At 67.3% G+C, this 14,519-nt stretch carries 6 protein-coding genes; all 6 read left to right on the top strand.

Translation table 11 applies throughout. The annotated features are described in order from the left end of the window. Positions 1–437: 437 nt before the first annotated feature. Positions 438–620: a hypothetical protein gene (locus AB0M46_RS44110; RefSeq protein WP_363346293.1), complete on the top strand. Its 183-nt coding sequence runs from the start codon at positions 438–440 to the stop codon at positions 618–620. A 201-nt stretch (positions 621–821) separates the two neighbouring features. Next, entirely contained in the window at positions 822–3,980 is a 3,159-nt protein-coding gene (drmD, locus tag AB0M46_RS44105) for a DISARM system SNF2-like helicase DrmD (protein ID WP_363346295.1), read from the top strand. Beyond that, positions 3,980–8,047 carry an SAM-dependent DNA methyltransferase gene (locus AB0M46_RS44100; protein ID WP_363346291.1) on the top strand — a complete coding sequence of 1,356 codons (4,068 nt, stop codon included), beginning with the start codon at positions 3,980–3,982 and terminating at the stop codon, positions 8,045–8,047. The genes drmD and AB0M46_RS44100 overlap by 1 nt, the downstream gene beginning before the upstream one ends. Further along, the gene (gene drmA, locus AB0M46_RS44095) at positions 8,044–11,772 is read left to right on the top strand and encodes a DISARM system helicase DrmA (protein WP_363346289.1); all 3,729 of its coding nucleotides are present in this window, start codon (positions 8,044–8,046) and stop codon (positions 11,770–11,772) included. Before AB0M46_RS44100 ends, drmA begins: the two co-directional genes overlap by 4 nt. After that, complete coding sequence (locus tag AB0M46_RS44090) at positions 11,769–13,811, top strand: DUF1998 domain-containing protein (RefSeq protein ID WP_363346287.1); 2,043 nt, start codon at positions 11,769–11,771, stop codon at positions 13,809–13,811. The genes drmA and AB0M46_RS44090 overlap by 4 nt, the downstream gene beginning before the upstream one ends. Next, positions 13,801–14,514 (top strand): DISARM system phospholipase D-like protein DrmC, encoded by a 714-nt coding sequence (drmC, locus tag AB0M46_RS44085; protein WP_363346284.1) that lies wholly within the window; start codon positions 13,801–13,803, stop codon positions 14,512–14,514. Before AB0M46_RS44090 ends, drmC begins: the two co-directional genes overlap by 11 nt. The last annotated feature ends 5 nt before the right edge of the window (positions 14,515–14,519 follow it).

The following is a 14,519-nucleotide window of genomic DNA, read 5'->3' as shown; positions in this document are numbered from 1 at the left end:
GCAGCAGCGGCGCGAGCCGTTCCCATTCCACATCGGACAGATCACAGGCCACGCCACACAGTACCCGTTTCAAGATCCGTCAGATAGGCCCTAGCGCTGCTCCGCGGAAGTCCGTGGGGAGCAGCCTGCCTCCTTGAGCGGGATGCCCTCGTAGGTCCAGCGAAACGGGCGAGCGTGTTCGTTCCGCTGGACCATCCAGTTGTCCATCTTCTCGATCAGGTCAAGATATGGTGGGCTACGTGAGCGACTATTGGGGCTGCCCAAAGTGTGGGAACTTGACACTCCGTCTTGAGGACAAGGACGGCCACTGCGATGTGGCCACATGCGAGTACGACCAATGCGACTACTTCGATGAAGGCGTCCCCGAGTAACTGTCCTCTTCGCACCCCCGGGCAGCCGCGCTGCTACGGGTTGGTCGCCTCTGGAGGGATGAGTTCGTGACCTCGTACATTTGCCCCAGCTGTGACGTCGACTTTGGCTACCCGCAGGGCCTGGCCGTCCATCAGGAGCTCGGCTGCGAGTGGGGCGGCGACGGGACCGGCGGCGACGCCAAGTACTGCTGCGGCATGATCTATGAGGATGGCGAGTCGACCTGTCGCAGCTGCGGGGAGTCGCTGTAGCTCTGCCTCGCCCAGGCAGCGGCCGCTCAGCCGGACAGTCTCCGTGCTCGCCACCGCGGAATAAGTAATCAATGAGGTCGAGCCGCAGTCGGAGCAGAATGGTAAGGACCCAACCGGCGGCGAGTTCCTCCGACGACCAACCCGAACGTCGGACGTAACGGAGTCGCCCGACTCCGTTACGGTGTGTCGGTGACAACCCCCATGGTCGCGACAGCTCAGTCTCCAGTAGGCGGCGTCAACCGAGCCGTCCCCGAGCCTGGGCAAGTGGTTGAGGTCCGCGGGTCGACGTGGGCAGTAGCCCGGGTGCAGCAGCAGGGTCTTCCCCGCAGTCCAGCGGACGAGGCCGTCGCCGGCTTGAGCCACGCCGTCACCCTGCAGGCCCTCGACGAGGATCGCCTCGGCGAGGAACTCACCGTGGTGTGGGAGCTGGAGGTCGGCCACACAGTTACGCCTGCTCAGGGGCTACCGACCCAGATCAACCCGGACGCGTTCGACGACCCGAACACGTTGGCTGGTTTCATCGACGCGATGCGGTGGGGCGCGGTCACGTCGGCCGATGACCGTAGCGTCCAGGCGCCGTTTCATAGCGGCGTCGCGGTCGAGGCATACCAGCTGGAGCCGCTGCGCCGTGCGCTGTCGTCGCCAAGGACGAACCTGCTGCTGGCCGACGACGTGGGTCTGGGCAAGACCATCGAGGCCGGTCTGGTGATACAGGAGCTTCTGCTACGGCACCGGGCCCGGACCGCGATCGTCGTGTGCCCGCCGAGCCTGGCGCTGAAGTGGCAGGACGAGATGCGGGACAAGTTCGGTCTCGACTTCACAATCGTCAACAGCGAGATGATGCGTGAGGTCCGACGTCGGTACGGGCTGCACGCGAACCCGTTCCAGCTGTACCCGCGGGTCATCGTCAGCATGGCGTGGCTGCCGAGCGTCCGGGCACAGCGGATGCTACGCGACGTGTACGCCCAGGCCGCGAGCACGGATACGGCCCGGCGGTACGCGTTCGACATCTTGATCGTGGACGAGGCGCACCACGTGGCGCCGGCGAGCCCGTCGGCGATCGGCGGCGGTCGCGGGTACGCCGTTGACACCCAACGCACGATCGCGGTGCGGGATCTGGCAGACAAGTGCGAGCACCGGCTGTTCTTGAGCGCGACGCCGCACAACGGGCACCCGGAGTCGTTCACCGCTCTGCTGGAGATGATCGACTCACGTCGGTTCAGCCGGGGCGCGCTGCTGGACGAGCGGGCGCTGCGGGACGTGACGGTCCGCCGCCTGAAGTCGGACTTGCCGGAGAAGGGGTTCAAGCCGCGGGAGTTGCGCGTCATCCCGTTCACGCCGGACACCGACGAGCAGGAGATGTTCGCCCTGCTCGACAGGATTCTGACCAAGAGCGCCGAGCTGAACAAGACCGGCGCGTCTGGCGACATCACCGCAATGCTGTTCAAGAAACGGTTCCTGTCCAGCCCGTGGGCGTTCGGCATGACGCTGAGCTCGTACCTCGACGCTCGGGCGACCGGGCACGCACCGGACGACTGGGACTACGACGACATCCTCGGCGAGGGCCAGTCCGACGAGGAAGAAGGGCTCTGGGAGCAGGACGAGTCGACCGCGCTGCGACACAGCAAGTCCAGCGATCCGCTCGTCGCCGCTCAGCCAGGCGATCTGCAGCGGCTGGCCGAGTGGGGGCTGGGCTACGAGAGCCGCCCCGACGCTCGCCTCAATGCGCTGATCAGCGCCTTGGACGCGATCTGCCGGCCGGCGCATTCGTGGTCGAACGAGCGGATCGTGGTATTCACCGAGTACGCGCACACCCTCGAATGGGTGCACCGGGTCCTCGTCCAGCACGGCTACGAAGAGGTATTGGAGGTCATCCAGGGCTCCACACCGACCGACGAGCGGGAGCTGATCCGGGAGCACTTCACCGACGAGCCGACCAAGAACCCGCTCCGGGTGCTGCTGGCGACCGACGCCGCCGGCGAGGGCATCGACCTGCAGGACCACTGCCACCGCCTGATCAACCTCGACATCCCGTTCAACCCATCACGGCTGGAGCAGCGCATCGGCCGGATCGACCGGTACGGGCAGCATGAGACTCCACTGGTGTTCCACTTCCTGCCGGACAAGTCGTCGGCGACGTACACCGCCGACATGGCCTTTATGGGCCGGATCGCCAAGAAAGTCGTCACCGTTGCCCGGGATCTCGGCTCGGTCAACCAGGTCATCGCCGTGGAGATTCAGGAGCACTTCGCCCGGACAACGACCACCGGGCGCAAGAAGGGCGGGATCGACGGCAATACGGTGATCAACAAGGCGCTGGCCGGCGGGCTGGATCTCAATAGCCGGCTCACGCAGCTGGAACAGGGCTACGCCGAGAGCCGGGCGCAGCTGCATCTGGACCCAGCCAACCTGCGCCGGGTGGTAGACACCGCGCTGCGAATCAGTCACGAGCCGACGCTGATCGAGATCGGTGACGACCGCACCGACGCGGCCGTGTTCACGGTGCCGGCGCTCGGCCCGGCTTGGCAGCCCGCGTTGAAGGGCCTCGACACACGCTCCGAGCCGGGGGTGCTGCGCCCGATCACGTTCGACGATCAGGCGGCGGCCGGGCGCAAGGACCTCGTGTATGTCCATCTCGGGCATCCCCTCGTCAAGAAGGCCCAGCGGCTGCTGCGCCGGTCGCTGTGGAGCGCAGAGGCACCGTTGCACCGGGTCACCGCCGTCGTCGTGGAAGGGCTGGAGGAGTCCTTCGCCGCCGCGGTCACGCGTATGGTCCTGGTCGGCCGCGGCGGCCTTCGCCTGCACGAGGAGATCTTTCTGGCTGGCGTGCGGTTGCACGGTCGCCGAGCGATCGCCGAGGAGCGTGCCGAGGAGCTGCTCGACCAGGCCCTCGATGCAGAGAGGCTAGTCCTCGGCGACGCCGTCGTCCGCGCCGACGTGACCCGTGAGTGGAACGAGCCGGACTCTCCGCTGCGGGCAAGGCTGCTCGAGTCGATGACGCGTCGCGCCGAGGCGCGGCACCAGCGGGTGAGCGAGCAACTGGTTAAGCGGCAGGAGTCGGACGTCAACCGTGCCCGGGAGATCTTCGCCGCGTTCCGCCGCAACCTCCAGGAGTCGCTGGAGCTCTTGACCAAGGCCGAGCAGAATCCTCAGCCGATGCTGATGCCTGACGAGCAACAGCGCCAGCGTCGCCGCGACATCGATGCGATGGGCCGCCGCCTCGACGAACTCGGGGACGAGGAGCGTCGCGAGGTCGAGGCGATCACGGATCGCTATCGCGAGGTCAAACCGCACACCACCGCCGCCGCGGTCGTCTTCGCGCTGACCCCGGCCGACGCCCGGAAGCGAGGAGCGAGCTGATGCTGCCCACCCGCCCCCTCCGCCCGAAGACGGCGTCAGAGCTGCACCGCGCCTGGCTGGAGCTGGTCGAGACGGACGGACCGTTCCTAGCGATTCCGCCACTGAAGCGTGTCTGGCCGCAGGGCATGCCAGCCCTGACTGCCGACCGCTTCGACGCGCTCCGCGAGGCGAAACCCGCCTTCGATCACGCGTGGGAGGCGCTCGACGTCGACCCGGACGACGAGACCGTCCAGGCAAAATTCCGCAACGTCCGCGACGCGTGGGTGCAGGCGGCGCTGCGGGACGTGGTCGGCTGGCGTGAATCGCTGGCCTGGGGACCGGACAGCATACCCGGCGTGGCCGCCACATCTCCGGACCGGCGGGTTACGGTCCAACCGGACGCCGCGCTGCGCGGCCCAGACGGCATCGGCGCCCTCGTGAGTGTCGTCGACCGGTGCGACAGCCTGCACGACACCGGCACCGACGGCTGGGCAGCCACCCCGATCGACCGGATGGAGGCGATGCTGCGCGGATCCGGCGTCGAGATCGGCATTGTGACCGACGGTCGCTGGTGGGCGCTTGTCTGCGCCCGTACCAAGGCGATGGTCGCCTCCGGCATTGTCGACGCGCAGACCTGGACCGAGGAGCCGCTAACCCGCAACGCCTTCCTCACCGTCATCGCCCGGCAGTACATCATCGGTGGCGACCCGAACGAGCGGCTGCCGAAGCTGTTCGAGGAGTCGGTCGCCGCCGCAGAAGAGATTACCGAGGCCCTCGGTGCGCAGGTCCGCCGCGCCGTGGAGCTGCTGATCCAGGCATTTGCAGAGACCGCGGCCGAGTCCCGCCACCGCGGGCTGCCGGACCCGCTACCCAAGGACGCGCACGACATCTACTCGGCGGCCGTCACCGCCATGATGCGCGTGGTCTTCCTGCTCTTCGCCGAGGAGCGCGGCCTGCTGCCGCAGGGCCGGCTCTTCCAACAGGGCTACGGCATCAGCGGCGAACTCGACGCCCTGGAACACCGCGAACGGGTCGAGGGCGAGGAGTCCCTTGACAGCACCTACCTCACCTGGCACCGGCTGCTGGCCACCAGCCAAGCCCTCTACCGGGGTGCCTCGTTCGAGGACATGCGAATCCCCGCGTACGGTGGTTCGCTGTTCGCCCCGGACCGGTTCCCGTTCCTCACCGCGTCCAACGACAACGGCACGCTGGCCCTGCCGGTCTCCGACCGAGTCATGCTGCACGTGCTGCGCTCGGTCCAGGTCGCCCAACTCAAGGGCGGCGACGCCCGGCGGATCTCGTTCCGCGACATCGACGTCGAGCAGATCGGCTACATCTACGAGGGCCTGCTCGGCTACACCTGCATCCGGACGACCGGCATCCAGGTCGGCCTCCTAGGCACCCTCGGCGCCGAACCCGAAATCGCGCTCACCACCCTGGAACGACTGGCCGACGCCCACGCGACGCCCACTGCACTCGCGAACGCGATCATCGGGTGGGTCAGGGAGCACCAGTCCGCCGCCGCCCCACCGAGTCCCAACGCGCTTGCCAAGCTCCTCGCCACGACACCGAGTGAAGAGGCCGACCGCCAACTGCGGGCAGTCACCGCGGACGACGATGTCTTGCGTGCACGGCTGCGCCGCTGGGCGACGATCATCCGGCGTGATCTGCGCGGCAGGCCCACCGTGGTGCTGAGCGGTGGCCTGCTCGTCACCGAGACGCCGTCTCGGCGCAACGCCGGCGCCCACTACACCCCGAAGGACCTCGCCGAAGAAGTCGTCAAGCATGCCCTCGAACCGCTCTGCTACGTTCCCGGACCGCACCAGACCGCCGACCAGGACACCTGGAAGCTGCGCGGCTCCGACGAAATCCTCGGCTTGAAGGTCGCCGACATCGCCGCCGGTTCCGGCGCGTTCCTCGTCGCGGCGGCCCGCTACCTCGGGAACCGACTCGTCGAGGCGTGGACGGCCGAGGACCCGGATATCGTGCACCGGCGCGACTTGCACCAGCACGCGGTTCGTGAGGTTGTCGCCCGGTGCCTCTACGGAGCCGACATCAACGCGATGGCGGTCGAGATGTGTAAGCTGTCGCTCTGGCTCGTCTCGCTCGACCGCAATTTGCCATTCTCGTTCGTCGACGACAAGATTTTCCACGGCAACTCACTGCTCGGTCTCACCGACCTTCGGCAATTGCGCGACCTGCACATCGCACCACCAGACACCCAGCAGCCACGCCTGTTCGCCTTCGACATGGACAGTGTCATCCGACGGGCAATTGAGATGCGCCGCGAACTGGCCAGCGAGGTTCGCGAGCACGATCCGCAGCGCAGCACGACCGCCAAGCAGCGCCAGCTCACCCGGCTGCACGACCTGACCCGGCAGCTCACTGTGGCGGCCGACGGCGTGATCGCGGCTGGGCTGCGCCTCGGTGGAAAACCCGGCAAAGCCCTCAACGAGGCGTACGAAAATCTGGCCGAGGCGGTCGGCGCCGCGTTCCCGACCGACGATGAGGTGCCGGATCCAACTCCCCTCGACTCGATTATCGAGGAAGGGCTGACCCCAACTGTCCCGACCGACTACGAACGCTGGCAGCCACTGCACTGGGTACTCGAAGTACCCGATGTTCTGGTCGACCACGGCGGCTTTGACGCGATTATCGGCAATCCGCCATTCCTCGGTGGTCCAAAACTAACCGGGACTCTGGGCACCAACATTCGCGAGTGGTTGGTGAATCGGGTAGCCTGGGGCGCCCGCGGCACGAATGCTGACCTGATCGCATTCTTCCTAACCCGCGCGTTTGCCCTACTCAAACCGACCGGAGCGCTCGGGCTCATTGCCACGAACACAGTGGCTCAGGGCGACACTCGTGAAGTGGGCCTCGACCAACTGGTCCAGCGTGGGCTCACTTTGACCCGTGGAGTACGGAGTGCTCCCTGGCCATCAGCCAGCGCGAACATTGAGTACGCTGCGGCGTGGGGCACTCGCGGACCGGTGTCGAAGGCAGCCACGCGGATAGTCGACGGCATTCCCTGCCTACGGATTTCTACGCTGCTCGAGCCCGCCGGTCAGGTCGCGGGAAGCCCTCAGCGGCTCGTCGAAAATGATGGCATATCCTTCCTGGGCTGCTCTGTGGTTGGTATTGGGTTCGTGCTTGAGGCGGCAGAGGCCACGGCGTGGATCGCTGAGGATAGTCACAACCGGGAGGTCTTGTTCCCTTATCTCAACGGGGAGGACCTCAACTCCCGACCTGACTGTTCGGCTTCACGTTGGATCATCGACTTCAATGACCGATCTGCCGAAGATTCTTCCCGTTATGAGGTCCCATTTTCTCGAGCAGAAGCGTTGGTGAAGCCAGAGCGGGCCAAGGTCAACCGAAAGGCACTTCGAGACCGCTGGTGGCAATACGGCGACAAGCGGCCAGCTCTTCGGCAAGCAATTGCAGAGCTGGATCAGGTATTGGTCATCGCGCTGGTTAGCAAGTCGGTCATGCCGGCGCGCGTCCCCACCGGTCAGGTGTTTAGCCATAAGCTGGGCGTGTTCGCTACCGACTCGTTTGCCGATCAAGCAGTACTGTCGTCGAACGTGCACCAGATATGGGCAATCAAATATGGCTCCACTATGCGAACGGACGTCACATATACACCGTCCGACGTGTTCACGACGCTACCGCGCCCGCAGTCCACGAATCGGCTCGAAGACGCCGGCGTGACGCTTGATGGCGAGCGGCGTGAGATCATGCTGCGCCGCCAGTTGGGGCTGACGAAGCTGTACAACCTGGTCAACGACCCACAGCTCGCTCACGCTGACGATCCGGACATCGCCCGCATGCGGCAGATCCACGTCGAGTTGGATGATGCAGTGATGGACGCCTACGGCTGGTCGGACGTGTCACTTGAGCACGGCTTCCACACATACCGCCAGATGACCCGCTGGACGGTGAGCCCGGCGGCCCGGGTGGAGATCCTAGACCGCCTGCTGGCGGAGAATCTGCGCCGCGCGGCGGCACAGCCGAAGGCGCCGGTCAAGGCGGCAAGGGGCCGCGCGCGCAAGGCGACCGAAATCGACGATGCACAGGAGACGCTGCTGTGACCGATCCCGCGCCGGGATTCCGGCTGGCGCACGAGCTGGACGGCACTTCGTACGCGGTCCGGGAGAACCTGGTCGACATCCTGGAGCGTGAGCTGCTCGGCCCCTCCGGCGGCCCGGAGGAACTGTTGTCGGTGAGTCCTCGCCAGCTGTACCTGGTGGGGCACATCGCCCCGGTCAAGTTGGCCGAGCAGCGGGTCGACCTGGCGGCAGTCGAGGACGGTGACGGTCTGGCGGACGTGCGCGGCGACGTCGAGGGTCCGCACATCCAGCGGGGTGTGCCGGTGCTCGCCGCGGACGACACGGCCGCGGACAGCGACGAGGACGACGTCGACGACCAGGCGCCGAAGCAGGGACTGATGATCCCGGCGACGATGGGGTTGCGGTTTCAGGTGCCCGACGAGCTGGCCGAGTTCACGGTGACGGCGTCGTGGGGCACCTACGAGAGCGTCGCTACCGGCGAGGTCGACAAGAAGGGCCGGAAGATCCGCCAGTACCGGCGGACCCCCGTCGAGATCGTCGAGAAGATCGAGGTCGCCGACCTGACGCCGGGCCGAACCTACACGCGGACGCTGACCGGTGACGTATGCCTGCGCATCGACGTGTACGAGGACACGAGGTTCGGCCGGCGGTTGGTCGAGATCGCGTTGTGCAATGACCGGGAAACGCCGCCCACGATCCCGGTGAACGAGTGGCTGTTCCAGACCAAGCTGCACGTCGACGCGGGCAGTGCGGCAACGTTCCTGCCGGTGCGAGACGTGCTGGAGCAGGAGTGGCCGGAGCACGACGACGAGATGCGCCGGCTGCACTTGCAGTACCGCAACCGGCTGGAGTTCGCGGTTGGGCGGACCTGTTCGGTGGACTGGAAGGTCGAGCCGGGCGCCCGTCGGGCGACGGCGGTGTGGACGACGTGGCTGCCGGTGGCCGAGACCCCGCAGACGCAGGCCCGCGCGGTTGACGGGGCGCTGCTGGGCATGGACGCCCTGGCGAACGCCGGCCCGGAGCAGGTGCGGGACGGGCTCGCACCGCTGGTGGACGGGTACAAGAAGTGGTTGGCGGGTGAGCGGACGAAGGCAGAGCAACTGCCGGCACATCTGCGCGATCTCGGCCTTGAGGTGGTCGAGGAGGCTGAGGTCGCGCAGCAGCGGTTGGCCGCCGGGCTCGCCCACGTGGTGGATGACCCGGTGGCGTTCGAGTGCTTCACGTTCATGAACCGGGTGATGCGCGACCAGCGCGTTCACTCGCAGATCTCGGCGCGGCGCAGTTCCGACCCAAACCTGTCGTTCGACGAGGCCCGCGCGCAGGTCGAGGCCGCCGAGCGGGAGAAGCCGTCGTCGTGGCGGCCGTTCCAGCTCGCGTTCATCCTGATGCAGCTGCCGGCGCTGACGGATCCGACGGCGCAGGTCCGCAGCGGGTCGATGTCGCGGGTCGAGCTGCTGTTCTTTCCGACCGGTGGTGGCAAGACCGAGGGGTACCTGGGCCTGGCGGCGTACACGTTCGCAATCCGTCGCCGCCACGGCAAAATGGCGTCCGCGGACGGCGAGTTCGACGGTCGTGACGGTGTAGCGGTGCTGATGCGGTATACGCTGCGGCTGTTGACTGCGCAGCAGTTCCAGCGGGCGACGGCACTCGTCTGCGCGGCCGAGCTCGCCCGCCGTGACGACGAAAGCAAATGGGGCAGCGAGCCGTTCCGGATCGGCTTGTGGGTGGGTACCGACGTCAGCCCGAAGCGGTGGGACGAAGCCGACGAGCAGCTGAAGAAGGCCAGCTCCTACGGCGGGCACCGGCTGACGGTGTTGCAGGTGCAGCGCTGCCCATGGTGCGGCAGTCCGATCGGCGCCGCGAACGTCAAGGCCGAGAAGACAACCCGGCGGGTGTTCGTGTACTGCGGTGACGATCTGGGCCGGTGCCCGTTCGCTAAGGGCGGCGCGGTCCCCGATGGGCTGCCGATGCTAACGGTGGACGAGGAGATCTACCGGATGCCGCCCGCATTCGTGATCGCCACGGTCGACAAGTTCGCTCGACTGGCCCGCGAGGGGGAGGCGGCGGCGCTGTTCGGCTACGTCGGGCGGCGTTGTGGGCGGCACGGCTATGTGCATCCCGACTTCGCCGGCTGCGACATCAAGACCGGCCACAATGCCGAGCCGGGGCTGCCCGCGGCGACAGTACGGCCGGTGGGCCGGCTCCGCCCGCCGGACCTGATCATCCAGGACGAGCTGCACCTGATCACCGGCGCGCTCGGCACGTCGGTTGGCCTGTTCGAGGTCGCCGTGGAGACGCTTGCTTCCTGGGAGACCGCCGACGGCAAGCCGGTCCGGCCGATGATCGTCGCGTCGACGGCGACGGTCCGCAAGGCCGATGACCAGGTCCGCGGGCTGTACGGGCGGCGAGTGGAGATCTTCCCACCGCAGGTCCTCGACGTCGCCGACACGTACTTCTCGAAGGAACTGCCGGTCCGGTCGTCAGCCGATCAGCCAGACGAGAACGTTGATGAGTCGGAACGGCCCGTTCCTGGCCGGCGCTACATCGGGGTCAGCGCGCAGGGTGTGCGGCTGTCGAGCGCAGAGATTAGGGTCGCCGAGGTGCTGCTGCTGGCCGGGCAGCTGCTGTTCGACCGTGCCGGGTCGGCCGCTGACCCATATATGACGCTGGTCGGGTATTTCAACGCCACCCGTGAACTGGCCGGCATGGCCCGCTACGTCGCTGACGACGTGCAGAACCGGATCCGCCAGCCCCGGCCCGGCTCGGGCTTCCCGCGGCGGCAGGGCTCTTACGGCCGCTTGGTGACCGGCGAGCTGACCTCACGCATCGCGTCCGCGGACATCGGCCGGACGCTGGACAACTTGGCACTGGAGTTCGACCCCGGCTGGTCGACGACCGCCGCGATGCGGCAACGCCTCGAACACGCCGACGCCGGTGAGAAGGTCGCGCGGCCCAAGGCGGACCCGTTCGACGTGGTGCTGGCGACATCGATGCTCCAGGTCGGGGTCGACGTGCAGCGGCTCGGGTTGATGCTGGTAGTCGGGCAGCCGAAGAACACCGCCGAGTACATCCAGGCGTCGTCCCGGGTCGGCCGTGACCCGAACAACCGGCCCGGTCTGGTGGTCGCCTTGGGTAACTGGGCCCGGCCGCGGGACCTGGCGCACTTCGAGCAGTTCCGCCACTACCACGAGACGTTCTACGCGCAGGTCGAGGCGCTGTCCGTCACGCCGTTCTCCCCGACGTCCCTGGAGCGCGGCATCGACGGCGTGCTCGTCAGCGCCGCGCGAGTCCTGCAGGCTCATCGGGACGACGGCCTGTCACCGGAGCGCAGCGCGTGGCGGATACATAAAGAAGAGCCTGCGCTCCATGCCCTGATCGACCGCCTGCACACGCGGATCCTGGCTGCCTCGCAGCAGGAGAAGGTCGCCGAACAGGCGCGGCTGCGGCTCATCAACCGGCTCGACCAGTGGAACGCCCGGGCCGGGTACGCCGAGAAGGCCAGCCAGACCCTCGTCTACGAGCGCACCGGTGACGGCAACGTGAATCTGCCGCTAATCAGTAGCCCGGAGCATGCGAAGGCGCAGCAGGGCCTGAAGGAGCGAGCGCCGTTTGTCATCGCGAATTCGATGCGCGAGGTGCAGCCGGAGATCAACCTGCTGGTGAGCCCGCTGCCGGAGCGGTTGTTCGTCGTCGAGCCCGATGGCGCGCCGAAGTGGGAGATGCCGACGGAAGGGGACCAGTCGTGACCGTCGACCCCGACGCTCAACCGATGATCTTCGAGTCGGCGGTGCCGATGGACCCGCTCACCGAGAGCGAGCAGTCCCAGGCGAAGAACCGGGCCAAGGTTGGCTCCGCGCGCCCGTCGTCGCTGCTCTACACGTACGGCGTCGGCTCCATCATGGACCTGCCGCAATTCTCGATCATGCCGGCTGGCCTGGATGACTGGGAGCCGATCTGGAAGCGTCGGCCGACCGTGCCGACGATCGAGGAACCGCGGCTGCTCAAGGTGGTCCAACTGCACCTCGGTCCGCGGGTCCAGCAGCTGCGGCCGTTCCCGTGGCAGCCGAAGGCCCGTGCGCAGTCCCAGGAAGGCTCCGACCTCGGCATCCCGGCACGGGTATTCCCACAGTGGTTGCGCTGCACCGGCTGCGACTACCTTGGCCCACTCTCGCGGTTCACCTACACCAACACCCACCCGTTCCGTCCGGACCTGGCGATGTTTGAGCACGTGAGCTGTCCCGGCCGAGGGCTCAAGGCCGGCACGAAGGGCAAGACCCGGCGCAGCCCGGCCGTGCCCGCGCGGTATCTGCTCGCCTGCCCGAACGGGCACCTTGACGAGTTCCCCTACGCGCTGTGGGTGCACCGGGGCGGTGCCTGTCCGGCCGCGCCGCAGCCCGACCTGAAGCTGCGCGACAGCAACGTCGGACAGGGCGCCGGCGCGGTCATCACTTGCGAACGCTGCAAGCAGCGGCGCAGCATGAGCGAGGCCCAGGGCGAGGCCGGACGGCGGAAGCTGCCCGTCTGCCGCGGACGTCACCCCCACCTCAACGCCTTCGATCAGCAGTGCGGCATCGACACGCACCTGATGATGATGGGCGCGTCCAACCTGTGGTTCGCCTCCACCCAGTCAATCATCGTCATGCCACGAACCGACAAGGAAGACCAGGCCGCGCTGGCCACAAAGCTTCGGATCATCCTGACCCCCGAGAAGCTCGACAAGTACAAGACCAAGCCGGACATGCTCCGTGATCTGATCGAGGACAAATGTGACCTCACCGGGGTCACCGACGACGAGTTGGTCGCCGCCGCCCAGGAGGCGCAGGCCCCGCCTCCCTCCGAGGAAGAACGCAAGGAACAACTGCGCCAGTGGGACCCGGTTGAGCTTCTCGTCCCCGAGTGGAACTACCTGCAGAAGCCGACGCTGTTCGCGCAGCAGGAGAACGCCAGCGGGCTGATGGTGACCGAGATGCCCAAAAGCGCACACCTTCCTGCCGCCGTCCATCGGGTCATCGCGGTCAACCGCATGAAGAAGATCAACGCGGTCATCGGGTTCACCCGCATCGACGAGATGGACCGCGTTAGCGACCTCGACTCAAGACTGGTGAAGCTCACGCGCGACGGCCGCCCGGCCTGGGTGCCGGCCACCGAGGATCGCGGCGAGGGCATCTTCCTGCAGTTGAATGAGGCGGCCGTTGCCTCGTGGGAGGCGCAGATCCTCGCCTCGCCGCTGTGGGAGGCGCACCGATCGGCCCACTGGCGCAACTTCGAGCGGCGCTTCTCCAACACCGCCGCCCAGATCAACCCGAACACTCGCTTCCCTGCACCCCGGTACTGGCTCGTGCACACCTTCGCCCACGTCTTGATCCGGGAGATGGCCATGTCCTGCGGCTACGGCGCGGCCAGCCTCAACGAACGCCTCTATGCCTGGACCGCTACCCCCGAACGCCAAGCCGCCGCCGGGCTCCTCATCTGCACCACCGCCTCGGACAGCGAAGGCACCCTCGGCGGCCTCGTCGCGCTCAGCGACCCGGACCGGCTGCAAGGGCTCGTCACAGGCGCTCTACGCCGAGCCGCGCGCTGCTCCTCCGACCCGGTCTGCGCGCAACGCACCCCGCGCGACCCCGAGGACTTTCTCCACGGGGCGGCGTGCCACTGCTGCAGCTTCGCCTCGGAGACCTCATGCGAGCGCGCCAACCGGTTCCTCGACCGACGGTTCCTGCTCAACCTGCCGACCGGCAACGGCGACCAGGTGCCCAGCTTCTTCGGCACCATCGATGGCAGCTGACCCCTACGCCGCGCTGGGCGCCTACCTCACCGGGTTCGAGGCGGAACGCCTGGCTGCGGCGCTGCGGGCTGGCGACAGCACCACCCAGGCGCTCAAGGAGATTCACGCAACCCGACGCGGTGACGCCAAGCGGCGCCTGGCTGACGCCGACCTCGGCCACCACCGCCTCGAGGCGTCGGTGGCGGTACTCCGGGCAATCGCCGGCGCCCGAGCGATCCGTACCGCCATCACGCCCGTCTGGACCATGCCCGGCGCACAGGCGACCACCGGCCGACTCACCACGGAGGTACAGCGGCTGATCGACGACGCACGCATGTCGGTCGTCTGCTCGAGCTTCAACTTCACGCCGCACTCGCACATGTGGACGGCTCTCCGGGCAGCGTCTCTGCGGCCGGGCGTCAGCGTCACCGTCTACCTGGATGCCCACGCCGGGTCGTCAGCCGCGGTCGCGGCGCATCTGTCGAAAGCAACCGTGTACCACACGCTGACGCTTCCGGGCGCATCCAAGCCCCTGGTCAGCCACGCCAAGTTCATCGTCATCGACCGGACGCTCACACTGATGACCAGCGCAAACTTCTCGTACAGTGCTGAGAACAACAACGTCGAACTCGGACTTCTCGTGCACGACACCGAACTCGCAACGTCGATCGAGTCGCTGATGCGCAACCAGCACGGAGTCCTGTACGAACGTGTCACATCCTGAGGAGC

Origin of the sequence: Dactylosporangium sp. NPDC051485, from assembly GCF_040682015.1 — a bacterium.
In the GTDB taxonomy this organism is placed as follows: Bacteria; Actinomycetota; Actinomycetes; order Mycobacteriales; family Micromonosporaceae; genus Dactylosporangium.
Note: the sequence above shows the minus strand (reverse complement) of the source record. Positions and strands in the feature narration are given on the sequence as shown.